The following is a 21,980-nucleotide window of genomic DNA, read 5'->3' as shown; positions in this document are numbered from 1 at the left end:
TCCACTCTACGTGAACCGGCCGCTGCATGCATCCGGCCCGATCCGCTATTGCGGGCGGCCCACGGTTTCCAGCGGGCCTTCACGCCGCGGGATATAGGCGACGCTGCCATCCTCGCGGGTATGGGCGAGCCGCGCACCGTTGGTGGGTTGGGTCAGCACGACGTCATGATCGGCCGCGAGGTAGTTCAGGGGCAGCGGGTCGCCGGCCCGGAAGCTGGTGACGATCAGCGTCCGCGTCGGGTCCCAGCGGCGGCCGCTGGTTCTTTCCAGCCAGTCGATCAGGTCGTCGCTGTCGCCGTTGCGCGGGTAATCCTGGTTTTCCTGCACGTAGTAAAAGGGTCTGCCCTGGTTGTTCAGGTACATCGGCAGCTTGTTGTCGACCTCGATCATCACCATCTGCCATTCGTCCCACGGCGCCCGCTGGCTGGCCTTGGCCTGGACATCGTCGGCGAAACGCATGGCACCGCCACCGCCATTGCTCCACGGATAGGCGATGCCAACGACCAGCAGCACGAATCCTGCCGCCGCCGCGAAACCCTTGGCCCAGCCGGGGCCGCTGACTTTGCCGTCGGCGCGTCTTTGCGCCATGCTTCGGGTCACCCACCAGGCCGCCAGCAACTGGGCGAACGGCACCAGCGGCAGCACGTAATAGCTGCGGCGGCTGCCGCTGGCGGTGAAGAACACGAACAACAGGCCCAGGCCCCAGACCAGCCAGCGGGTATTGGGCTCGATCCGTTTCCATTGGCGCAGTGCCAGCCACAGGCCCAGCATCCAGCAGGGAGCCCAGGGCAGGGTGTAGGCCGGCAGGTAGATCAGGTAGGTGTAGATCGGGCCCATGTGGTCGAAAGGATCGAAAAAGCGCACGACGTTTTCCCTGAACACCAGTGCCAGACCACTCTCGCCGTAGGTCGGCGCACCGTACAGGTTCGACAGCACGAAGGGCACAGCGTAGAGCGCGAGGGCGGCCAGCAGGGCGGTCGGCAGCCGTAGGTTGAGATGGCGCTTCCAGCGGCCCCCGGCCAACAGGTGTGGCAGCAATAACAGTCCCGGCAGTACGAAGCCGATCAGGCCCTTGAGCAGCGAGGTCAGTGCCAGCATCAGGAAAAACATCGCGTAGCGTCCCAGGCGCGTGTCATCCGGGTCGCGCCAGTACCACCAGACAGCGGCCAGTACACCGAACACCGTGAGGATATCGGCGGTGGCCACGCGGGCCCAGAACACGAAGTAGAAGGTCGTCGCCAGCATCCAGCCGGCCACCAGGCCGGTACCCTTGCGCCACAGGCGCTCACCGATCAGGTAGACCAGCCACACGCTCAGCCAGGCGGCAATCACCGAGGACAGGCGCAGCGAAACGTTGCACAGTCCCCCCAGCAGCTTGGCGCTGGCGGTGATCAGCCAGTAGGAGGGCAGGGGCTTGTCGTAGTAGGGCAGCCCCTTGAGATACGGGTCGAAATAGTTGCCCGACTGCAGCATCTGCAAGGCGATGTTTGCCCAGCGGGTTTCCGCGCCCCACAACTCCCGCGAGCCCAGGCCCGACAGCAGAAGCAGGGCCGAAACGCCGAGCAAAAGGGCCAGGGCGCCTCTGTCGGTTTTCCAGTGGCTCAGGTTCATGGCCGGGTCTGCGGGAAGATAATGATCTCGCTGTCACCCTTGTGGTAGCGCTTGCCATCGGGTGGCAGTAGTCCGAGCTCCTCCATTTGCGCAGTGTCCCTGACGCGCATGACCACCCCCACCGAGCCTTGCCTGCGGGCTTCGCTCATCCACTGCCCGACGCTTTCGAGCGTGACCTGGCGCCCCTGCGCATCAGGGTAATCCAGGCCATATTTCAGTTCGCCGACGGTGTTGAACAAATCGACCTGTGGACGTTGCAGGCGCCAGGAGAGCGCCGCGGCAGTGCCCAGCTCGTTGCTCAGCAGGCGCCTGGTCTGGCGCAGTTCATCCAGGTGTTCGGCGATGAACTGGTCGGGCATCTTGTGGTTCACCACGCTGGCCGGCATGCCGGCCGGCAGCAGGCTTACCAGCAGGGCGATACCCAGTGCCGGCATTGCCCAGAACGCCACGGGGCGCAGAACCTGCAGGGCATTGGCGATGATCCAGACCATCAGCATGATGAACACCAGCGACAGGCTGAACACCTCGGCATGACTGTTCGCATAGAGGCCGCGTGTCGCCTGCAGCACGAGCAGGCCAGCCAGCGCCACCACGCCCAGGGTCAGGTTGAGTATGCCGTTGAGGCGCAGGATGCGGCCTTCGGCATGGGCCACCCGATCGATCAGCGCATGGCCCATCATCAGTGCCAGCGGCAGCAGGCAGGGCATGATGTAGGTCGGCAACTTGCCCTTGCTCAGGCTGAAGAACGCCAGCGGCAGGGCGAACCACAGCCAGAGGAAGCCGATGCCGGCCTGGCGCCTTTGCTGCCAGGCCTGCTTGAACGTCGGCACCAGCAGCACCGACCAGGGCAGGCACGACACCACCAGCAACGGCAGGTAGAACCACCAGGGTTGTGCGTGTTGCGCGTTGTTGCCGGCAAAGCGCTGGATGTGCTCGTGCCAGAAGAAGAAATTCCAGTAGTCGGGTTCCTGGGCGTTGACCGCCATTACCCACGGCAGCGCGACGGCCAGTGCGACCACCACGGCGATCGGACCGCAGCGCAGCAACTCACCCAGGCGGCGCTGCCGGATCATGTAGGGCAGGGCGACCAGCACCGGCAGCAGCAGGGCCAGAAACCCCTTGGTCAGGAACCCCATGCCGCAGGCCAGACCCAGCACGGCCCAGGCCCACAGACGCTGGCGGCGCTGCTGGCTGTCGCTGGCGAACCAGAAAGCGACCAGGCTGAGGTTCGACCACAGGGTAAACTGCGGGTCGAGGTTGGCATAGCCGGCCTGTCCGGCGACCAGGCCGAAGCTCATGAACAGCAGGGCCGAGGCGAAGCTCTTGCGCGGGTCGTTCCACAGGCGGCGGGCGATCAGGTAGGTCAGCAACACGCTGAGCCCGGTACTGAGTGCCGAGGCGACACGCACACCGAACAGGTTTTCGCCGAAGATGGCCTGGCCGATGGCGATCATCCAGTAGCCGGCGATGGGTTTTTCAAAGTACCGCAGGCCCATGAAATGTGGAGCGGTCCAGTTACCGCTAAGCAACATTTCCTGGCTGATCTGGGCGTAGCGGGTTTCGTCGGGGGTCCACAGGCCGTGAAACATCATCGGCAACAGATAGAAGAGTCCGAAGGCGAGTATCAGGGTCGGCAGCGACCAGCGCCTGAGCGTCGCAGGGGAGAGGTGGGGAATGTGAGCGTTCATGAGTCGGCCTTAGCGGTCTCTACCGCCACAAGGGTTTTAACCAGGATTCGCGACAGCGGTTGTCCGACCGGTAACGCTGCAAACCATGGGCGCACGCCTGTCCGGACAGATTCAGGTTCACGACAGGAACCGAGCCTGGGGGGGATTGTGGCGCAGACGTAAATGCCGGATCTGGCAGCGGGCGAGACTTCAACCGAAGTGGGCGAAGCAAGATGCATTCATTTGACGACCCGGTTCCATGGTCGTCTTGTTTAAAATTGCAAAGTGTCCGTTACATGCCGCTCATATCCTGGTGCCGAGGGCGGTTGGCCAATCTTCGGCATTCAGAATGCCGAGCATTTTCAGCTGGCCGTCGGCACCTACCGAGACAAATAACGAACTGGTGTATTCGCTCTTGGCGACGTGGCGATAACCCAGTTGTTTTTCGAGGTCGTCGATGCAGCCGCTATGGGTCACCAGCACCAGGTTGCGATGAGCCGCCTTGTGGGCGAGCGCATCCTGTCCCAGGGTTGGCCCGCAACTGACCAGCCAGTCCGCGGTGATGGCGCTCTTGCCGAACATCGCCTGCGCGGTCTGGGCGGTGCGCGTGGTCGGGCTGCTCAGTACGTCGGTGTTGTTCATGCCGACCTGCTGAAAGGCCCTGCCCACCTGCGCGGCGGAGCGGTTGCCCAGGCGGGTGATGCCATCCTCCGGACCCAGGCAGGGGTTGCTCGAACGGTCGCAGCGCTCGGCGTGGCGTACCAGTACGATCACATCCCCGGCTTTCCATTGCGCATAGACGCCAGTGCTGCGCAGGTGATCCCGAACCGCCAGGTCGATGGGGGTCCTGGGCCACAGGGCAAAGCCGGTGGCCATCAGGGCAGCCAGGGCCATGCCGACTGCCAGCAGTGCCGACCTGACGCGGGGCTTGAGGGGCTGCGGCAACACGGATTGGACGGCAGTAAGGATAACCACGAATTCCCCCATCGACTGGTCTGGCAACTTTGAAAGGGCATCGGCCCGGTAAATGACCCTCGTGATCAGGCGTCCACGGAGGGCTGATCGCGATAGTGGGAATTTAAAGAGGCGCAGGTGGGCGCGAAGTGAAAGCGTTGTGAAAAATTTGGAAGCGCGAATTCCCCCGGATTTACGGGGCTTTGGGCCGTATCCGGGAGTATTTGTGCGAGGGGTTTGCGGGGGGATGTCCGGCATGCCAATGCCGATCGTGGCTGGATCGACATTGGCAACTCAGTGGAAAAAACGGTTATTCGCCGCGGATGTATTGTTCCAGTTGGCGAATCAGGTCGGCCTGTTCGGCAATGGCCTCCTTGACCAGGTCACCGATCGACAGCAGGCCGATCAGCTGGCCGTCTTCCACCACCGGCAGGTGACGCAGGTGCTTTTCCGTCATGATGGCCATGCAGGTCTCGACCCGCTGGTGCGTGTCCACGGTGATGACCGGGGCATTCATGATCTCGCTGACCTTGGTGGTCACCGAGCTCAGCCCGTGCAGGATCACCTTGCGGGCGTAGTCGCGTTCACTGATGATGCCGACCACCTGGCCACTTTCGCTGACCACCGGCAGGGCACCGACGTTTTTCTCGGCCATCTTGATCAGCGCCTCGAACACGGTGTGATCGTTGCGGACGGTGTAAACCTCCTGGCGCTGGCTACCCTTGAGTTTCAACAGTTCTGCGACGGTCTTCATGGATGGCTCTCTCTTGCGGTTTTCATCTGGTTCTTGTGTCGCGGCCACACTCCATGGCGACCGGTCTTACAGAATCGTAGACTGATCCCGCGAGGACGATACAGAAAGCGGCCTCCAGACGCGAAAAAACGTCATTTTCCGCTCATTTGAGCGCCTTTATCCCACGCAATGCCCTCAAGCGTCGTCCTTCAGCTGTTTCCAGTCCAGGTCAAACCGTGCCAGGTACTTGCGCAGGCGGTCGGCATCGTTCGGGTTGGCCTTGGCCTGGCGCGAGGCGTTGAACAGTTGTCGGCCGGCATCCGAGAGGCTGCTGGCACGGCGGCAGACCTCGATCACCGCCTTCAGTTGCAGGCGGTCGAACAGGTCGATATCCCCGGCGCCCTCGCCGAGCAGGCGCTCCACGGCGTCCGTGGCTTCCCTCAGGCCCCAGGCGCGGCGCAGGCGGCCGATCTCCTCCTCGACGCGGGTTTCGTCGATACGCCCGCTGTCGGCCAGGGTCGCCATGCGGGTGATCGAGGCCGACAGCTCGCGAAAGTTGCCCAGCCAGCTCGCTTCGCTGGAGCAGGCGAAGGCCAGGTAGCGGCGCCGCGCCTGCACGTTGAAGCGCGCCAGGTGGCCCTGTTCGCGGGCGTGGCGCTCCAGCTCGAAATCCAGGTTCGGCTCGATGTCTTCGCGGCGGTCCGCCAGGCCGGGCAGGTCGAAGGTCCAGAGGTTGATGCGGGCGTACAGGTCCTCGCGGAACAGGCCTTCGGCCACCCGGCTGCGCAGGTCGCGATGGGTGCCGGCGATGATCAGGAAATCGCTGTCGACCTCCTTGTCCGAGCCCAGCGGGAAGAAGCGTTTCTCCTCGATGGCCTTGAGCAGCATCGCCTGTTCGTCCAGGCCCAGCTCACCGATTTCGTCGAGAAACAGCAGGCCGCCATCGGCTGCCCGCAACAGCCCCTCGCGACTGTTCTGCGCGCCGGTGAACGCGCCCTTGGTGTGGCCGAACAGCGCCGACATGGCGCCATCGCCACGCAGGGTGGCGCAGTTGACCTCGACGAACCGGCCCTCGACCTGATGCCGGTTGCGCTTGAGTTCATAGATGCGTCGGGCGAGAAACGACTTGCCGGCTCCGGTCGGGCCAATCAGCAGCATTGGTGCACGTGAGCGCACGGCGACCCGCTCGATCTGCTCGATGGTGCGGTTGAAGGCGGCGTTGCGGGTGGCGATCCCGGACTTGAGAAAGGCCAGGCCCTCCAGGCGCCTGTCGCTGAAGCGCTTGGCGATCCGGTCGTAGCGCGACAGGTCGAGGTCGATCAGGGTGTGGGTGCCGGTGGCCCGGGCCTCTTCGTCCAGGCGTCGGGCCGGCGAAGTCTGCACCAGGCGTGCCGGCAGGTAGCGCGCTTCGGTCAGCAGGAACCAACAGATCTGCGCCACGTGGGTGCCGGTGGTGATATGCACCAGGTACTCCTCATGCTCGGTATCGAAGTGGTAGGCGTTGGTGAAGTCGTCCAGCGCGCCGTACACCTCCTCGAAATCCCAGGGGTTGCGCAGGGTCATGGGGTGCAGGCGCACCTCGGTTTCCGGCGATACCTGGCGGATGTCGTTGCGGATCCGCTCGGCCAGGCTGACATCGCGGGCATCGGTGCCGTGGATCAGTTCGAAGCGATGGACCAGCAGGTCGGGCTGCTGGCACAGGCCGATGCTGGGCCGCCAATGCCCCCAGCGGTTGGCGCCCTTGCCGACGCGATCGAGGTTGGAACCGATGAAACCGATGGTGACCGTACGCTTGCTGGACATGTTTATCTTTTTGGATAAATGACGATATCCAATGATAAATAAAAATCACGGGGTCGTCGGGTCATTGAGTTGGATTTTTTTGGGTTAAAATATTTTTATCAATAAAATCAATTGTTTATAAAAATATTGGGCGGGTTCTGGAAAGCTGGCACGTGCTCTGCAATATCTCTGGCAACGAACGAGACAACAGAGCGAGAAGCCAAGATGGCCAACACCCAACTGTTCCAGACCCGCACCCAGCCTGTGGCCTGTGATACCCACAATGCCTCCGGTGCTGCGGCATACGCCTACACGGCTCGCCATGCCCTGGCACAGTTGGCGGTGACCGGTTGCCTGAACCAGACCTACCATGCCAGCGCACAAGGTCAGCTGGACGAAGTGCTCAAGCGGGTGGCCGAGGTCGACAGTGCCTTCGTCGCCAAGGCGGCGATCTACGCTCGCCAGCACGGTCACATGAAGGATATGCCGGCCTTGCTGCTGGCAGCCCTGGCGGCCCAGCGGTCGGTGATGCTGCCGGTGGTATTCGCCCAGGTGGTGGACAGCGGCAAGATGCTGCGCAACTTCGTGCAGATCCTGCGCAGCGGTGTCACCGGGCGCAAGTCGCTGGGCTCGCAGCCCAAGCGATTGGTCCAGGAGTGGCTGAACAACGCCAGCGAGCGACAGTTGCTGCAGGCTTCGGTGGGTAACCAGCCGTCCCTGGCCGACGTGCTGAAGATGGTTCATCCCAAGCCGGCAGAGGCCTGGCGCGAGGCATTCTTCGCCTGGGTGATCGGCAAGCCGGTGGCGTTCGATGCCTTGCCGCCGCTGACCCGATCGCTGCTGGAGTTTCGTGGCGGGGCGAGCCGGCAACTGCCGCAGGTACCGTTCCAGTTGCTGGGCAACGAGGCACTGGACCCGCAGCAGTGGGCGGAGCTGGCGATGAACATGGGCTGGCAGGCCCTACGGATGAACCTGAACACCCTGGCCCGCCACGATGCTTTCAAGGTTGCGGGATGTGCCGCGGCGGTGGCCGCGCGGTTGTCGAGCCCGGAGGAGGTGGCCAAGGCGCGGGTTTATCCGTACCAGTTGCTCGCGGCCTACCGGATGATCGGCGAGGAGGTGCCGGCGGTGATTGGCGAGGCGTTGCAGGATGCCCTGGAGTTGTCGCTGGACAATGTCCCGGCCTTGCGCGGCTCGGTGGTGGTCTGCCCGGATGTTTCCGGTTCCATGCACAGCCCGGTCACCGGTTATCGCCAGGGGGCGACCACGGCGGTGCGCTGCATCGATGTGGCGGCGATGATCGCGGCTGCCGTGCTGCGCAAGACGCCGCAGGCGAGGGTGATGCCCTTTGAAAACGAGGTGGTGAAGGTGCAGCTCAACCCGCGCGACAGCGTCATGAGCAATGCCCAGAAACTGGCCGCGATCGGTGGCGGGGGAACCTGCTGTTCGGCGCCCCTGGCACAGTTGGTTCGTGAAAAGGCCAGGGTTGATACCCTGATCCTGGTCTCGGACAACGAATCCTGGATCGATGATCGCCGTTATGGCGCCAGTGAAACCCTGTTGCAGTGGGAGCGTCTGCGCCGGATCAACCCCGATGCGCGCCTGATCTGCATCGACCTGCAGCCCGGGGCGAGCACCCAGGCACCGGATCGGCCGGACATCCTCAATGTCGGCGGTTTCAGTGACGCGGTGTTCGATGTCATCGACCAGTTCACCGCCGGCACCTACAGTGCGCGGCACTGGGTGCAGGTGATCGACGAACTGCCGATCTGAACGAAGGAAAGCCTGCTCGCCCGTGATGGGCAGGGCGCGACCCTGTTGAATTTCGCGGCAACCGAATGCCGGTGGGACTACATCCAAAGACGTCTCATCACCCTCTTGTCGGTTGTCACGAAAGGTACGAATGCCAGTGGCTGTACATCTGAATGCCGGTCTGAATCCGGCCCGTGGCAACACGGATCAGTCACTTCCCTTGTCGTACCACCCTTTTGATGATTTACCCGGCGAATGCCGGTGGAACTACAGTACGCCGTGGTCGCGGGTTCGATTCCCGTACACCGCAAGGTGATAGCTCAATGGCAGAGCGTGGTGCAGGTTTCACCCCTCGTTGTCGCCGTCAAACCAGGACAAGGCCGAAGTTGCGGCCATCAGGAAATGAAGAATATGCAAGACCAGACCTACACCTTGCTCGAAGTCGCCAACGGCAAACCGATCAAACTCTGGACCCAGGGGGTTCCGGTCGAGCCCGAGGCTCGCCAGCAACTGATGAACACGGCGAAGATGCCGTTCATCTTCAAGCACATGGCGGTGATGCCCGATGTGCACCTGGGCAAGGGGTCGACCATCGGCAGCGTGATCCCGACGGTGGGCGCGATCATCCCGGCGGCGGTGGGCGTGGATATCGGCTGCGGGATGATTGCTGCCTGCACCTCGCTGACCGCCAGCGACCTGCCGGACAACTTGCAGGGCCTGCGTAGCGCCATCGAGCGGGCAGTTCCCCATGGTCGTACCAGCCCACGCAGTGGCCGTGATAAAGGCGCCTGGGAAGAGGTACCGAGTGTGGCCGACCTGGCCTGGTCGGAGCTGGAGCCGCGGTTCAAGGCCATTGCCGACAAGTACCCGAAACTGAAGAACGCCAACCATCGCAAGCACCTGGGAACCCTGGGGTCGGGTAACCACTTCATCGAGGTCTGCCTGGATGAGGCGAACCGGGTCTGGTTCATGTTGCACAGCGGTTCGCGTGGTGTCGGTAACGCTATCGGCAACCTGTTCATCGAACTGGCCCGTGCCGATATGCGCGGACACATCGCCAATCTGCCGGACCGGGACCTGGCGTACTTCGAGGAAGGCAGCCAGCACTTCGACGACTACGTCGAAGCGGTCGCCTGGGCCCAGGACTTCGCCCGGCAGAACCGTGCGGTGATGATGGAGGCGGTGATCGCCGCCACGCGCCAGGTGATTCGCAAGCCGTTCGACGTGGCGCTGGAGGCGGTGAACTGCCACCACAACTACGTGCAGAAGGAACGGCATTTCGGTGAAGAGGTGCTGGTGACCCGCAAGGGCGCGGTCTCGGCGAAGAAGGGTGAATTGGGGATCATTCCCGGTTCCATGGGGGCCAGGAGCTTCATCGTTCGCGGGTTGGGTAACGAGCAATCGTTCTGCTCCTGCAGCCATGGTGCCGGGCGGGTCATGAGCCGGACCAAGGCCAAGCAGATGTTCACGGTCGAAGACCAGATCCGCGCGACGGCCCATGTGGAGTGCCGCAAGGACGAAGCGGTGATCGACGAGATCCCGATGGCCTACAAGGACATCGACCAGGTGATGCACGCCCAGCGTGAGCTGGTGGAAGTGCTGCATACCTTGCGGCAGGTGGTTTGTGTGAAGGGGTAGGGCAAGGGGATGGGGTTGCCCAGGGGGACTCTGCTCCGTTGCAAAAGAAGGATGAAGATCATGTTGGACGGGGCGGCGCCTGTTGAGTGCATGGGTTGCCAGTGCAACCGGTTGAAAGGATAGGGAAATGGAACACTTCGAACGCCACCCGCTGGATGACGCCATGCGTGCCCGGGTGTTGCAGGAGCTGGCGCGGATAGAGCGCGAGCGCAATGTGAAGGTGCTGTATGCCTGCGAATCGGGCAGCCGCGCCTGGGGTTTTTCCTCGACGGACAGCGATTACGATGTGCGCTTCGTCTATGTGGAAAAGCCGGACTGGTTCATCCAGGTCAACGAGGCACGGGATGTGATCGAGCGGCCGCTGGACGATGAGCTGGATATCGGTGGCTGGGAGTTGCGCAAGACCCTGGGGTTGCTGCGCAAGTCCAACCCGACCCTGCTCGAATGGCTCGATTCGCCCCTGGTGTATCGCCGTGAGGAGGCCGCGACCCGTTCGTTGCGTGAATTGGCCGAGGCGTTCTACAGCCCGCCCGCCGCGCGCAATCACTACCTGTCGATGGCCAGGAAGAATTTTCGTGGCTACCTGCAAGGGGAAACGGTGCGCTTCAAGAAGTACTTCTACGTGCTGCGGCCCCTGCTGGCGGTGCGCTGGATTGACCTGGGACGGGGGCGGCCGCCGATGACCTTCGATGCGCTGCTCGGGACGGTCGACGATCCGATGCTGCTGGCGGAAGTCGATGAGTTGCTGCAACTCAAGCGCAGCGCCGACGAGGCCGCCCATGGCCCGCGTCGCCCGGCGTTGCACGGCTTCATCGAGGCGCAACTGGAGCGGCCGGTGCCGGTCTTGCCGCGCACCCATGAGAACAGTGAACGACTGGACCACTACCTGAGGGAGATGGTCCGTACTTATGCATGATTCAGGAAGCCTATGAAAAAGGACATGATCGAACTGGACGGCGCCATGGGCGGCGGCCAGGTGTTGCGCAGCGGCCTGAGCCTGTCGATGTTGACCGGGCGGGCACTGCGTATCGGTAACATTCGGGCACGGCGCAGCCGGCCCGGCCTGCTGCGTCAGCACCTGACGGCGGTGCTGGCGGCTGCCGAGGTTTGTGGGGCTCAGGTGGAAGGCGCACAGTTGGGTTCGCAAAGCCTGTATTTCGAGCCGGGGGCGATTCGGGGCGGGGATTTCCGCTTTGCCATCGGTACGGCCGGGAGTTGTTCGCTGGTGTTGCAGACCTTGCTGCCGGCCTTGCTGCGGGCGCCGGAGCCTAGCCGGGTGCTGATCAGTGGTGGAACCCACAACCCGTTGGCACCGCCATACGAGTTCCTCGAGCGCGCCTGGTTGCCGCTGCTGCGGCGGATGGGCGCAAAGGTCGAGTTGCAACTGCTGCGCCACGGCTTCGTGCCGGCCGGGGGTGGCGAACTGGAAGTGTTCGTCCAGCCTTCCACCTTGCAGCCCTTGTACCTGACCGAGCGCGGTGAAGTGTTGGCGCGTGATGCGCGGGTGCTGCTCGGCGGTATTGTCGAAGACGTTGCCCAGCGTGAGCTGGCCCGGGTAGCGAAGCGCCTGCACTTGCCCGAAGAGGCCTGTCGCACGGAGCGTATCGCGGCGGACAGCCCTGGCAACGTGTTGTTGCTGGAGTTTCGCTGCGAGCGGTTGAGCGAGGTGTTCTGCGCCTTCGGGCAGTTCAACGTGCGCTCCGAGGCGGTCGCCGATGCGGCGGTCGACGCGGCACGGCATTGGTTGAACAGCAAGGCGGCGGTGGGCGAGCATCTGGCCGATCAACTGCTACTGCCCATGGCGATGGCGGGCGGTGGGAGTTTTACCACGCCGCAGATGACCGGGCACCTGCAGAGCAACATGCGGGTGATCGAAGCCTTCCTGCCACTGGAAATGCGCTGCACGTCAGGCGCGGACGGTGTGCTGCACGTCGAGTGTCGGGCCTGACTAAGCGCGGCTGCCGCTGGCGCCGGAACTGACCGGTGGCAGGCCCTGGGGGCGAAGGCGCGGCCGCCCGTGGGGTTCTCCTCGATGGAATCGGGCCGCAGGTGATCGGCAATGACTTCAGTGTGGAAGAGAGGCGCTACGCTGAGCTGGGCAAATCCGGCAGGACTCTGGATTTTTGCACGTCGGTGGGAGTGAGCCCACCCATCATGGGTGGGCTCGATGGCTCAGGCCGTCAGGCGCTCTTGGCCAGCGCGTGATGGTGGGAGGCCCATTCGGCCTTCAGGGACTGCATGACGCGGCCCATGAAGTCCTTGTCCGCCGCCGCCTTTTTCCCGGTGTAGCCCTGACCGCGACGGTACATCACGAGGCAGGCCAGCAGGTTGGGCTGGGCGCGGCTGAAATGCTGCTCGTCGACATGGGACGCGCGGCGATCGAGCCTTACCTCTCCGGTTTCGCTGATCCAGAGGATATGGTCGTCGTGGCTGTCCTTGCGGGATGCGAACAGTTCAGCCAGTTGATCGAGAGTTGGATGATTGTTCAGATTCATGTTAAAGCCCCTTTGACCACTCGTTAATCTGTCTGGTTTACGCGTGTATCGTTGCCAAGACGGCGAATTGCTGAGGTGCCGCATGCGGGCAATACTGCCCGTGGAATGTGGCGCCAGCCCTGGTGATGATTCGTGTAGCGTGGGTTCAGGCCCGCTACACAGGACGTCTCGACGAAAAGAAGCAGCAGCGCGATCCTTGAACGGCGCCGACGACAGTAACGAAGTCAGCCACAAGCATTTTGAGGATGTTAGGCCGGTGCTTCTCGCCCGTTGGGACGATCACGACAGGTCAGCTTCATCAATCTGCCTTGTGGGCAGTACAGATCCGGAACAGCTCGACGGCTTGTCGAGCCTGTTGTCACAACAGCTTTTGCAGCACTCCCGATCGGGGAGTGGCTTCATCATGCAAGGGCAAAAAGCGCCCGTCAATGGTTTTGTAGTGATTTTTTTATCGCACTACATGTTGCAAATTCACCACCGCTGGCGGTTTGGCCAATAGGCCGGATGGCCGGAAAATGACCGGCAAGTCTTGATTTCGCGGTGAAAACCGCTGGTGCCGCGGGTCTTGTGGGCGGCAGACTGTTGCAGGGGGTGCAATAGAGCTTTCCTGATCTGCCGGTGTAAACCGCTGGTCGATTGACCTAAGCTCGGCAGCCTCTGAATCCGTCTCTGAATCTGCTTTGGGAAATTCCATGTCACAGCTATTCCCGACCACGCGCCTGCGTCGCCTGCGCCGTAACGAAAGCCTGCGCGGCCTGTTCCAGGAAACCGAGTTCAGCCTCAACGACCTGGTCCTGCCGATCTTCGTCGAGGAGGGCATCGATGATTTCGTACCCATCACCAGCATGCCCGGGGTGATGCGGATTCCCGAGAAGAAGCTGGCGAGCGAGATCGAGCGCTACGCCCGTGCCGGGATCAAGTCGGTGATGACTTTCGGGGTGTCTCACCACCTCGACGCGGATGGCAGCGACACCTGGAACGAGCAGGGCCTGGTGGCGCGCATGGTGCGGATCTGCAAGGATACCGTGCCGGAAATGGTGGTGATGTCCGATACCTGTTTCTGCGAGTACACCTCCCACGGTCATTGCGGCGTGCTGCATGGCGATGCGGTGGACAATGACGCGACTCTGCGCAATCTCGGCCGCCAGGCGGTGGTCGCGGCCCAGGCGGGGGCCGATTTCATCTCGCCGTCCGCGGCGATGGATGGCCAGGTCCAGGCCATCCGCGGTGCGCTGGATGCCGCCGGCTTTCTCGATACCTCGATCATGGCCTATTCGACCAAGTTCGCCTCGGCCCTCTACGGGCCGTTCCGCGAAGCCGGTGGCACCGCGCTGAAAGGTGATCGCAAGGCCTACCAGATGAACCCGATGAACCGCCGCGAAGCGGTGCGCGAGTCGCTGCTGGACGAGCAGGAAGGCGCTGACGCGCTGATGGTCAAGCCGGCCGGGGCCTACCTCGACATCATCCGCGATATCCGCGAAGCCTCGCGCCTGCCGCTGGCGGCCTACCAGGTCAGCGGTGAATACGCGATGATCAAGTTCGGCGCCCAGGCCGGTGCCGTCGACGAGCATCGCGTGGTGCGCGAGAGCCTGGGGGCGATCAAGCGCGCCGGCGCCGATATCATCCTGACCTACTTTGCGATGGACATTGCCCGCGACGGGATTTGAACGAGGGTTGTGTGTTGAAATGGCGCACTGACCACCGATCACGTTCTTTCGACAGGGAGTAGCGCCATGAGCCAGCACGATTTCAAGCAACTGGATGTGTTCAGTCGCCAACCCCTCAAGGGAAATCCGCTGGCCGTGGTGTTCGCCGCCGATGCGTTGACCGACGAGCAGATGCAGGCCTTCGCGACCTGGACCAACCTCAGCGAAACCACCTTCCTGCAGGTACCCCGCGACCCGCGGGCGGACTATCGGGTGCGGATCTTCACCTCCACCCGGGAACTGCCCTTTGCCGGCCACCCGACGCTGGGCAGTTGTCATGCCTGGCTGGAGGCCGGCGGTGTCCCCAGGGGCGACGAGATCATCCAGGAGTGTGGCGTCGGCCTGGTACGGATTCGCCGCCAGGGCGAGGACCTGGCGTTTCTTGCGCCACCGCTGCTGCGTGCCGGCCCGGTCGAGCCGGAACTGCGCGAGCGGGCCCGACTGGGCCTTGGCCTGGCGCCTGAAGACGTGCTCGAGGCCCAGTGGGTCGACAACGGGGCGGACTGGATGGTGCTGATGTTGCCCAACCGGAGGCGGGTGCTGGCGATCAGGCCCGACTACGTGCAACTGGCAGGCTTGACCGTGGGTGTCGTTGCGCCCTGGCATCCGGAACTCGATGGCGATGAGTGCCAGTTCGAGGTGCGGGCCTTCATCGCCGGCGACGGCATGCCCGAGGACCCGGTCACCGGCAGCCTCAACGCCGGCATCGCCCGCTGGCTGCTGGGCGAGGGGCGGGCGCCGCAGTCCTATCGGGTCAGCCAGGGTACGGCGATGGGGCGTGCCGGGCGGGTCCGGGTGGAGCAGGTCGGCGACGAGATCTGGGTCGGCGGTGCCGCCGTGACCTGCATCAGCGGCAGCGTGACGCTATAACGTCGGGCCGGGAGCCTGGGCGACCAGCATCATGGCGGCCGACAGGGTGTGGCCGTCGGTGATCCTGCCCGCGGCGATCATCGCCATCAGTTCCTGTCGGGTGACGAACAGTACCTTGTCGACTTCGCCATCGGTGCTTTCGCTGGCCGCCCCCTCGATGTCCACTTTGCACACGGCCACTGCGCTGGCGATCAGTGAGGTGTTGCTGTGCAGCAACCCCAGCTCCGTGACATTGCGCGCCGGCCAGCCCGTCTCCTCCAGCAGCTCGCGGGCCGCGGCATCGCGGGCGGTCTCGCCCGGGTCGATCGCGCCACGGGGAAACTCGATGGATTGCGCGCCGATGGCCCGGCGCTGCAGCACCGCCAGCATCAGGCGTCCGTCGGGCATCACCGGGATCGCCACCACGCCGTTGATGGCCTGGCGTTCCTTGACGATGAAATAGCCGCCTTGCTTGACCACGTCGAAGTAGGGCGTGTGCAACAGGCATTCGGATTCGGTATCGGGCTTCATGCGGGCTTTCACTCCAGGAAACAGCGGTCGAACAGGTAGAGGGCACCGGGCTTGAGGTTTTCCAGGGTGGCCTGCGGGCGGCCGCCGTCCCCCTGTTTCTTGCGCCCGGTTTCGCGCAGGTAACCGGCTTCGGTCATCTTCAGCAGGCGCTGGCGGGTGCTGGTCTTGAGCACCGGGCGCGCCAGCACCAGCGAAAAGATCGCAGTGGCCTCGGGGGCGCTGAACTCGGCGCCGAGGAAGGTCAACGGCAGGCTGCTGTAGAGCGACTTGGACAGCAGGCGTTCCTGGGTCGCCGCCACCAGCGTGTTGTGATCGAACGGCAGGCGCAACGAGCCGTCGGCAACGCTGTCGAGGGCGAACCAGGCCTGGTGTTCGTTCAGGCTCGGCGGTTCGGCGACGATCGCCAGGTAGTAGGTCGAGGAGGACCAGCAGCGGGGATCGCGGAAGGCATCGCCGACGGTACCGACCTGTTCGATCCAGGCCAGCGGCAGGTTGACCTTGTCGCTGGCGCGCAGGCGTTCCACCGCGTCGGCCAGTGTCAGGTCGGGCACCGCGCCGTTGACCACCAGGCCGGGCAGCGCCCAATGGCCCTGGAACGGCTCGGCCTCGCGCTTGTGCAGCAGGATCTGCAGCGCCTGCGTCTCGCGGCAGTAGAAAAGCACGCACAGGTCGACGGTGTGCAGGTAGTCGCTTTTCTTCGGTGAGCTGGGGATCGGGTCCGGCATGTCAGTTCCTGTGTGCGGCATAGAGTCCGTAGTCTACCGGATTCATCCCCGGTGCCATCCAGTGGGCGGGCAGTGTCTCGCCCAGGGCCAGCCGTTCGCGCAGCAGGGTGCTGCGCACTCCCACCTGTTCATCCACGCACAGCACCGAAAACCGTTCGAGCAGTTGCGTACCCAGATGGAAGTCCGGCAGTTGCGCGGCGACGTCATGCCCGACCACCAGGGCGATCTGTCGGGTTGGCAGTCTGGTGATGTCGGCCAGGGTGCAGAGCAGCCCATAGCTGTAGATCGGTGCGTCGGTCAGTCGGGCCAACTGTTGCTCGATCCGGCTCACCGAGATCGCCGAGGCGCAGGCCGGCCGCACCTGTTCGACGATTGCCTGCAACCAGCCCAGGCGCCGCTCGTATTCGGCCATGCGCTTGCCATGGGGGTGCCTGAAGGAGGGCACCACCCACACTGAACGTGCATGGCGCGAAGCCTCGATCATGACCTGGGCGTGACCGGCGTGGGGCGGGTTGAAGGCGCCGCCATAAATTGCGAGCTCGTACATGGAAGGTATCTCCTTTTTCTTAAAAGTACTTGTCATGTACTTATTGGTCAAGAAGGGTTCCTCGCGGTTTGTAGCTTTTAAATGGGTGATCTGAATATTTTTGAAATCGGGCTTGATTTGAAAGTACATGACATGTACCTTTGTCTCATCGCAAAGGGAGAACCTGCCATGACTGCTCAAGTGATCACGACCGCCGCCTTCGATGTCGATGCCCAAAAGGGCTTCACGCCACTCTGCCCGGATGAACTGCCGGTCGTCGGTGGCCACCTGATCGGTGCCGAGCTGAACTTCATGGCCTCGCTGGCCGGGATCCGCGTCGGCAGCAAGGACGCCCACAGTCCCCAGGCGCCTTGGGTGGTCGAGTCCCACGAGGACATGCTCAAGCCCACCGGCCTGGAACATGCCGACCTGACCTGGGTCAGCCACTGCGTCCCCGGTACCGAAGGTTTCACCCTGCTTGACGAACTGCCGGCGCCCCAGGACTACGACTACTTCGTCTGGAAGGGCGTGGAGCCGGCGCTGCACCCCTACGGGGCCTGTTTCCATGACCTCTACCACCAGCTCTCCACGGGGGTGATCGAGTACCTCAATGCCCGCGGGGTCCAACAGGTGATCGTCGGCGGCCTGGCCCTGGACTTCTGTGTCAAGACCACCGCGCTGCAACTGGCGGGGGCCGGTTTCAAGGTCATCGTCTACCTGCCGGCCTGCCGGGCCATCAGCGCCGAGGGCGCGCAGCAGGCCATCCACGACCTGCAGCAGGCGCGTATCGAAGTCGTCAACAGTCGCGAACAACTGGTCCGTGCGACCGGCCACAAGGAGTAATTCATGGAAAGCGCATTCAACCGCGAAGGCGGCGTCATCCAGGGCTTGCTGGATACCGACTACTACACCTTCACCATGATGCAGGCGGTGTTGCACCAGCACCCCAACGTCGAGGTGGAATACCAGTTCATCGTCCGTTCCCGGGAGAAGCTCGGCCACCTGATTCCCGAAGTGCGCACCGAGCTGGAAAAGCTCGCCGGCCTGCAGATGCGCGAAGGCGAGCTGCGCTTCCTGTTCAACCGGCGGTTTCGCGAGTACCTGACGGCGGACTTCGAGCAGTTCCTCGGCCTGTTCCGCTTCAACCTGCGCTACATCCACGTCAGCGAAGTGGATGGGCAACTGGCTATCCGCGTCCGCGGGCCAATGCTGCACTGCATCATGTTCGAGCAGCCGGTGCTGGCCTTGGTCAGCGAGTTGCGCAACCGCGAGAAGTACCCGGATGTGCTGCTGGAGGACGTCAGCCGCAAGCTCTACCAGAAGTTCGAATGGCTGGAGAAGAACCTCAGCCGCGAGGAACTGGCCGACCTGCGGGTGTCGGACTTTTCGACCCGCCGGCGGCTGTCGTTCCGCGCCCAGCGCGAGGTGGTGGACATCATGCGCCGCGACTTCCCCGGGGTGTTCGTCGGGACCAGCAACGCCCATCTGGCCTACGAGTTCGACCTGCCGCTGATCGGCACCATGGCCCACCAGTGGCTGATGGTGCACCAGCAACTCGGTCGCCTGCGCGAAAGCCAGAACGCAGCCCTGGAAAACTGGGTACGCGAGTATCGCGGCCGGCTCGGGATCGCCCTGACCGACTGCATCAGCACCGACTTTTTCCTCAAGGACTTCGACCTGTACTTCGCCAAGCTCTACGACGGCCTGCGGCAGGACTCCGGTGATCCGCTGGTCTGGGCCGACAAGGTGCTGGCGCGCTACCGGCAGTTGGGCATCGATCCGATGAGCAAGGAACTGATGTTTTCCGATGGCCTGGACTTCGAGAAGTGCCTGCCGATCATGCGCCATGTGCGGGGCAAGGCACGTTTCGGCTTCGGCATGGGCACCAGCCTGGCGTGCGACGTCGAGGGTGTCGAACCGCTGAGCATCGTGATGAAGCTGGTGCGGGTGCACGGCGAACCGGTGGTGAAGTTCTCCGACGACCCGGTGAAGAACGTCTGTGAAGACCCGTCGTTCCTGCGCTACGCGGCGCAGGTGTTCAAGGTGACTGAAATCAATCGGCAACTGGAGGTGTGAGATGGGAACCGCGACTCAGGATCGTATTGCCCAGGCACTCGGCGTGAACCGGCAACTGGCCGGTGGTGACGAGGCCGTGGAACTGGCCCGGCGTATCGACTTCATCAAGGCGACGCTCAAGCGTTCCGGCTGCCGGGCGTTGGTGCTCGGCATCAGTGGCGGGGTCGATTCGCTGACCGCCGGCCGGCTGTGCCAACTGGCGGTCGAGCAGTTGCGCGAGGAGGGCGTGGCGGCACGTTTCATCGCCATGCGCCTGCCGTACCGGTCCCAGGCCGACGAAAGCGATGCCCAGGCGTCCCTGGCGTTCATCCGGCCGGACGAGATCAGCAGCGCGAATATCTCGGCCTGTGTCGAGGGGCTGATGGACAGCCTCGACGTCGAGGCGTTGCAAGCCAGCCCGGCCCGGGTGGATTTCGTCAAGGGCAACGTCAAGGCCCGGGCGCGGATGATGACCCAGTATGCGCTGGCCAATTTCGTCGACGGGCTGGTGGTGGGCACCGATCATGCCGCCGAGGCGCTGATGGGCTTCTTCACCAAGTTCGGTGATGGGGCCTGCGACCTGGCGCCGCTGTCGGGCCTGACCAAGGGCCAGGTGCGTCGGCTGGCGTCGGCCATGGGCGCACCGGAGCACCTGGTGTTCAAGACGCCGACGGCGGACCTGGAGGAGCTGGTGCCGGGCAAGCCGGACGAAGCCGCCTATGGCTGCACCTACGCCGAGATCGACGCCTACCTGTTGGGCGAGCCGGTGGCGGCGCAGGTCAGTGCAATCATCGAAGCGGCTTACGCCCGGACCGCGCACAAGCGGGCCTTGCCGTACTCGCCGGTCTGAGGTGGATCAGCGCGGGGTATCGAGGGTGTTGTTCAAGGCCACGTACTGCAACAGCATGATGGTCTTGGCATCGACGATTTCCCCGCGCCTTACTGCCGCCAGGGCATCTTCCAGGGACAGCTCCAGGACCTCCAGGTCTTCACCCTCGGCCTCCAGGCCGCCGCCATGGCCGACCTTGCTGTCGCCGTCATACTCGCCCAGGAAGAAGTGCAGCTTTTCGGTGACCGAGCCGGGGCTCATGTAGGCCTCGAAGATCTTCTGCACATGCTGCACCCGGTAACCGGTTTCCTCCTCGGCCTCGGCGCGAATCCGCTCTTCGGGCGAGGCGTTCTCCAGCAGGCCGGCGGCGGCCTCCACCAGCATGCCGTCATGGCCGTTGACGAACACTGGGAAGCGGAACTGGCGGGTCAGCACCACGCTGCGTTTTTCCCGGTTGAACAGCAGGATGGTCGCGCCATTGCCACGGTCATAGGTCTCGCGGCTCTGGCGTTGCCAGGTGCCGTCGCTGCGCAGGAAATCGAAGGTGGTTTTCTTCAGCAGGTACCAGTCGTCGGAGAGGACGGTGCTGTCGACGATGCGAACCCGGTCTTTCGTTGCGGTCATGATCCACGCCCTGTGGTGAGCAAAATGTCGATCATACTTGGATTCGGTGGTGGCTGTGGGGGGGCGCCTTCGCGAATGACGTGCCGAGCCCAAATCCTGTGTGCGCCACAAAACCGGGAGCCGGATTCATCCGCGAAAGCCAAAGACCGGTCACCACCAATCCCGATGGTCAGGCCACCGCAGCCAGCCGTTTCTGCCGACCGGCCACCACCAGGAAGCTCAGCAGCGCCACCAGCGGCAGGGCGCTGCCCAGCGCCATGATCGCCGCCCAGCCACCTTGCTCGTACAAACTGCTGGCCACTGCCGAACCGATGGCACCGCCGATGAAAATGCTGGTCATGTACAGCGCATTGAGCCGCCCGCGGCTGGCCGCATCCAGGGCATACACCGAGCGCTGGCCGAGCACCATGTTCATCTGCACGGCGAAGTCCAGCAGCACGCCGGTCACGGCCAGGCCGATCACGCTATAGGCCGGGTGAACCAGCGCCGGAACGAAGCTCAGGGTCGCCAGCAGCATCGCCAGCAGTGAGGCGCGGTGGGTGTGTCCGGCATCCGCCAGGCGCCCGGCCAGTGGCGCGGCAATCGCGCCCATCGCGCCGACCAGGGCGAACAGCGCGATCTGCGACTGCGACAGGCCATGGACCCGTGACAACTCCAGCGGCACGGCGGTCCAGAACAGGCTGAAGGTGGCGAACATCAACCCCTGGTACCAGGCCCGCTGGCGAAGCACCGGCTGGTCACGGAACAGCTTGCCCAGTGAACCGAGCAGTTGCCCGTAGGTGGCGCTGTGGCTGGGTTGGCGCCTGGGCATGGTGGTCAGGATCACCAGCATGATGAACAGCATCAACACCGCGGCACCGATGAACACCGTGCGCCAGCCGAAGTGGTCGGCCACCACGCTCGACAGCGGCCGGGCCAGCAGGATGCCCAGCAGCAGGCCGCCCATGATCCCGCCGACCACCCGCCCGCGGGACGCCTCCGGGGCCAGGTGCGCGGCCAGGGGAATCAGGATCTGCACCGACACCGAACTGAAGCCGATCAGCAGCGACACCATCAGGAACACACCGGGCTGTCGCGACAGGCCGGCGGCCACCAGGCTGAGGGTCGAGACCACCACGGTGGCGATCATCAGCTTGCGGTTCTCCAGCAGGTCACCCAGCGGCACCAGGAAGAACAGCCCCAGGGCATAGCCGATCTGGGTCAGGGAGACGATCAGGCTGGCGCTGTGGGCGGAGATGCCCAGGTCCGGGGCGATCAGTTCGATGATCGGCTGGGCGTAGTAGATGTTGGCCACGATGGCACCGCAGCAGAAGGCGAACAGCATCACCAGGGCGCGGGTCATCACGGGCGTGGCGTGGGGGTGGGTCGACATGGTCGGGAAGCTCTGGAACGGGACGGGTAGGGCAGTTTAGTGATTGGGCCGAGGCGGTGTAAGGCGGTGGCAGGAATAGTTGATATCAGCGGTGTTGATGTTCTTTGGTCTGCTGCTGACGGCCCCCGGTC

At 63.8% G+C, this 21,980-nt stretch carries 21 protein-coding genes; 10 read left to right on the top strand and 11 right to left on the bottom strand.

The window, feature by feature from the left end; genetic code table 11:
* Window positions 1–45: 45 nt before the first annotated feature.
* The 5 genes from PF66_RS10015 to rtcR form a co-directional block, all read right to left on the bottom strand.
* Window positions 46–1,611: an ArnT family glycosyltransferase gene (locus PF66_RS10015; protein WP_054062579.1), complete on the bottom strand. Its 1,566-nt coding sequence runs from the start codon at window positions 1,609–1,611 to the stop codon at window positions 46–48.
* Complete coding sequence (gene arnT, locus PF66_RS10010) at window positions 1,608–3,299, bottom strand: lipid IV(A) 4-amino-4-deoxy-L-arabinosyltransferase (RefSeq protein ID WP_054062578.1); 1,692 nt, start codon at window positions 3,297–3,299, stop codon at window positions 1,608–1,610. The genes PF66_RS10015 and arnT overlap by 4 nt, the downstream gene beginning before the upstream one ends.
* A 282-nt stretch (window positions 3,300–3,581) precedes the next feature.
* On the bottom strand, window positions 3,582–4,172 hold the full coding sequence (locus tag PF66_RS10005) for a histidine phosphatase family protein (protein WP_239687877.1): 591 nt from the start codon (window positions 4,170–4,172) through the stop codon (window positions 3,582–3,584).
* 370 nt (window positions 4,173–4,542) lie between these two features.
* The gene (locus PF66_RS10000) at window positions 4,543–4,986 is read right to left on the bottom strand and encodes a CBS domain-containing protein (RefSeq protein WP_054056475.1); all 444 of its coding nucleotides are present in this window, start codon (window positions 4,984–4,986) and stop codon (window positions 4,543–4,545) included.
* A 174-nt stretch (window positions 4,987–5,160) separates the two neighbouring features.
* Window positions 5,161–6,768 (bottom strand): RNA repair transcriptional activator RtcR, encoded by a 1,608-nt coding sequence (gene rtcR, locus PF66_RS09995; protein WP_054062577.1) that lies wholly within the window; start codon window positions 6,766–6,768, stop codon window positions 5,161–5,163.
* A 204-nt stretch (window positions 6,769–6,972) separates the two neighbouring features.
* On the opposite strand from rtcR, the gene PF66_RS09990 reads away from it, so the two are divergent.
* The 4 genes from PF66_RS09990 to rtcA all read left to right on the top strand — a co-directional run bounded on the left by PF66_RS09990 (window position 6,973) and on the right by rtcA (window position 12,085).
* Window positions 6,973–8,520: a TROVE domain-containing protein gene (locus tag PF66_RS09990; protein WP_054056477.1), complete on the top strand. Its 1,548-nt coding sequence runs from the start codon at window positions 6,973–6,975 to the stop codon at window positions 8,518–8,520.
* 390 nt (window positions 8,521–8,910) lie between these two features.
* Window positions 8,911–10,137, top strand: a complete 1,227-nt coding sequence (locus PF66_RS09985) for an RtcB family protein (protein WP_054062576.1) — start codon at window positions 8,911–8,913, stop codon at window positions 10,135–10,137.
* A gap of 127 nt (window positions 10,138–10,264) precedes the next feature.
* Window positions 10,265–11,053, top strand: coding sequence for a nucleotidyltransferase domain-containing protein (locus tag PF66_RS09980; RefSeq protein WP_054056479.1), 789 nt, complete (start codon window positions 10,265–10,267; stop codon window positions 11,051–11,053).
* A gap of 12 nt (window positions 11,054–11,065) precedes the next feature.
* Window positions 11,066–12,085 (top strand): RNA 3'-terminal phosphate cyclase, encoded by a 1,020-nt coding sequence (gene rtcA / locus PF66_RS09975; protein WP_054056480.1) that lies wholly within the window; start codon window positions 11,066–11,068, stop codon window positions 12,083–12,085.
* A gap of 232 nt (window positions 12,086–12,317) precedes the next feature.
* Here the strand turns inward: rtcA and PF66_RS09965 are convergent, their stop codons facing one another.
* Window positions 12,318–12,632 carry a hypothetical protein gene (locus PF66_RS09965; protein ID WP_054056481.1) on the bottom strand — a complete coding sequence of 105 codons (315 nt, stop codon included), beginning with the start codon at window positions 12,630–12,632 and terminating at the stop codon, window positions 12,318–12,320.
* Between the two features lie 196 nt (window positions 12,633–12,828).
* Between PF66_RS09965 and PF66_RS09960 the strand changes: the two genes are divergently transcribed.
* The 3 genes from PF66_RS09960 to PF66_RS09950 all read left to right on the top strand — a co-directional run bounded on the left by PF66_RS09960 (window position 12,829) and on the right by PF66_RS09950 (window position 15,208).
* Entirely contained in the window at window positions 12,829–13,131 is a 303-nt protein-coding gene (locus PF66_RS09960; RefSeq protein ID WP_054056482.1) for a hypothetical protein, read from the top strand.
* Between the two features lie 193 nt (window positions 13,132–13,324).
* Window positions 13,325–14,299, top strand: coding sequence for a porphobilinogen synthase (hemB, locus tag PF66_RS09955; protein WP_054056483.1), 975 nt, complete (start codon window positions 13,325–13,327; stop codon window positions 14,297–14,299).
* Between the two features lie 66 nt (window positions 14,300–14,365).
* Entirely contained in the window at window positions 14,366–15,208 is an 843-nt protein-coding gene (locus PF66_RS09950; RefSeq protein ID WP_054062574.1) for a PhzF family phenazine biosynthesis protein, read from the top strand.
* On the opposite strand, the gene PF66_RS09945 is transcribed toward PF66_RS09950, so the two are convergent.
* From PF66_RS09945 to PF66_RS09935, 3 genes are read right to left on the bottom strand one after another with little or no spacing between them, the layout of a single operon-like run.
* Entirely contained in the window at window positions 15,203–15,718 is a 516-nt protein-coding gene (locus PF66_RS09945; protein ID WP_054062573.1) for an NUDIX hydrolase, read from the bottom strand. The genes PF66_RS09950 and PF66_RS09945 overlap by 6 nt on opposite strands.
* Window positions 15,719–15,726: 8 nt before the next feature.
* The gene (locus PF66_RS09940; RefSeq protein WP_054059125.1) at window positions 15,727–16,443 is read right to left on the bottom strand and encodes an NUDIX hydrolase; all 717 of its coding nucleotides are present in this window, start codon (window positions 16,441–16,443) and stop codon (window positions 15,727–15,729) included.
* A gap of 1 nt (window position 16,444) precedes the next feature.
* Window positions 16,445–16,990 carry an adenylyltransferase/cytidyltransferase family protein gene (locus PF66_RS09935; protein WP_054059124.1) on the bottom strand — a complete coding sequence of 182 codons (546 nt, stop codon included), beginning with the start codon at window positions 16,988–16,990 and terminating at the stop codon, window positions 16,445–16,447.
* Window positions 16,991–17,158: 168 nt separating this feature from the next.
* Between PF66_RS09935 and PF66_RS09930 the strand changes: the two genes are divergently transcribed.
* From PF66_RS09930 to nadE, 3 genes are read left to right on the top strand one after another with little or no spacing between them, the layout of a single operon-like run.
* The gene (locus PF66_RS09930; protein WP_054059123.1) at window positions 17,159–17,812 is read left to right on the top strand and encodes an isochorismatase family protein; all 654 of its coding nucleotides are present in this window, start codon (window positions 17,159–17,161) and stop codon (window positions 17,810–17,812) included.
* Window positions 17,813–17,815: 3 nt separating this feature from the next.
* Window positions 17,816–19,045: a nicotinate phosphoribosyltransferase gene (pncB, locus tag PF66_RS09925; RefSeq protein WP_054059122.1), complete on the top strand. Its 1,230-nt coding sequence runs from the start codon at window positions 17,816–17,818 to the stop codon at window positions 19,043–19,045.
* Between the two features lies 1 nt (window position 19,046).
* Window positions 19,047–19,874, top strand: a complete 828-nt coding sequence (nadE, locus tag PF66_RS09920) for an ammonia-dependent NAD(+) synthetase (RefSeq protein ID WP_054059121.1) — start codon at window positions 19,047–19,049, stop codon at window positions 19,872–19,874.
* Between the two features lie 6 nt (window positions 19,875–19,880).
* Here the strand turns inward: nadE and PF66_RS09915 are convergent, their stop codons facing one another.
* Window positions 19,881–20,477: an NUDIX domain-containing protein gene (locus tag PF66_RS09915; protein WP_054059120.1), complete on the bottom strand. Its 597-nt coding sequence runs from the start codon at window positions 20,475–20,477 to the stop codon at window positions 19,881–19,883.
* Window positions 20,478–20,646: 169 nt separating this feature from the next.
* Window positions 20,647–21,849 (bottom strand): MFS transporter, encoded by a 1,203-nt coding sequence (locus PF66_RS09910; protein WP_054062572.1) that lies wholly within the window; start codon window positions 21,847–21,849, stop codon window positions 20,647–20,649.
* Between the last annotated feature and the right edge of the window lie 131 nt (window positions 21,850–21,980).

Origin of the sequence: Pseudomonas asplenii, from assembly GCF_001293465.1 — a bacterium.
GTDB classification, from domain to species: Bacteria; Pseudomonadota; Gammaproteobacteria; order Pseudomonadales; family Pseudomonadaceae; genus Aquipseudomonas; species Aquipseudomonas fuscovaginae_B.
This window is presented reverse-complemented; position numbering and strand designations above follow the sequence as displayed.

Coding starts and splice junctions, on each gene's coding strand:
- PF66_RS10005 (WP_239687877.1), bottom strand. CDS start 4,172: ATGGCCCTGGCTGCCCTGATGGCCACCGGCTTTGCCCTGTGGCCCAGG.
- PF66_RS10000 (WP_054056475.1), bottom strand. CDS start 4,986: ATGAAGACCGTCGCAGAACTGTTGAAACTCAAGGGTAGCCAGCGCCAG.
- PF66_RS09930 (WP_054059123.1), top strand. CDS start 17,159: ATGACTGCTCAAGTGATCACGACCGCCGCCTTCGATGTCGATGCCCAA.
- PF66_RS09950 (WP_054062574.1), top strand. CDS start 14,366: ATGAGCCAGCACGATTTCAAGCAACTGGATGTGTTCAGTCGCCAACCC.
- PF66_RS09985 (WP_054062576.1), top strand. CDS start 8,911: ATGCAAGACCAGACCTACACCTTGCTCGAAGTCGCCAACGGCAAACCG.
- PF66_RS09915 (WP_054059120.1), bottom strand. CDS start 20,477: ATGACCGCAACGAAAGACCGGGTTCGCATCGTCGACAGCACCGTCCTC.
- pncB (WP_054059122.1), top strand. CDS start 17,816: ATGGAAAGCGCATTCAACCGCGAAGGCGGCGTCATCCAGGGCTTGCTG.
- PF66_RS09910 (WP_054062572.1), bottom strand. CDS start 21,849: ATGTCGACCCACCCCCACGCCACGCCCGTGATGACCCGCGCCCTGGTG.
- PF66_RS09980 (WP_054056479.1), top strand. CDS start 10,265: ATGGAACACTTCGAACGCCACCCGCTGGATGACGCCATGCGTGCCCGG.
- nadE (WP_054059121.1), top strand. CDS start 19,047: ATGGGAACCGCGACTCAGGATCGTATTGCCCAGGCACTCGGCGTGAAC.
- arnT (WP_054062578.1), bottom strand. CDS start 3,299: ATGAACGCTCACATTCCCCACCTCTCCCCTGCGACGCTCAGGCGCTGG.
- PF66_RS10015 (WP_054062579.1), bottom strand. CDS start 1,611: ATGAACCTGAGCCACTGGAAAACCGACAGAGGCGCCCTGGCCCTTTTG.
- PF66_RS09935 (WP_054059124.1), bottom strand. CDS start 16,990: ATGTACGAGCTCGCAATTTATGGCGGCGCCTTCAACCCGCCCCACGCC.
- PF66_RS09945 (WP_054062573.1), bottom strand. CDS start 15,718: ATGAAGCCCGATACCGAATCCGAATGCCTGTTGCACACGCCCTACTTC.
- PF66_RS09990 (WP_054056477.1), top strand. CDS start 6,973: ATGGCCAACACCCAACTGTTCCAGACCCGCACCCAGCCTGTGGCCTGT.
- hemB (WP_054056483.1), top strand. CDS start 13,325: ATGTCACAGCTATTCCCGACCACGCGCCTGCGTCGCCTGCGCCGTAAC.
- PF66_RS09940 (WP_054059125.1), bottom strand. CDS start 16,443: ATGCCGGACCCGATCCCCAGCTCACCGAAGAAAAGCGACTACCTGCAC.
- PF66_RS09965 (WP_054056481.1), bottom strand. CDS start 12,632: ATGAATCTGAACAATCATCCAACTCTCGATCAACTGGCTGAACTGTTC.
- rtcR (WP_054062577.1), bottom strand. CDS start 6,768: ATGTCCAGCAAGCGTACGGTCACCATCGGTTTCATCGGTTCCAACCTC.
- rtcA (WP_054056480.1), top strand. CDS start 11,066: ATGAAAAAGGACATGATCGAACTGGACGGCGCCATGGGCGGCGGCCAG.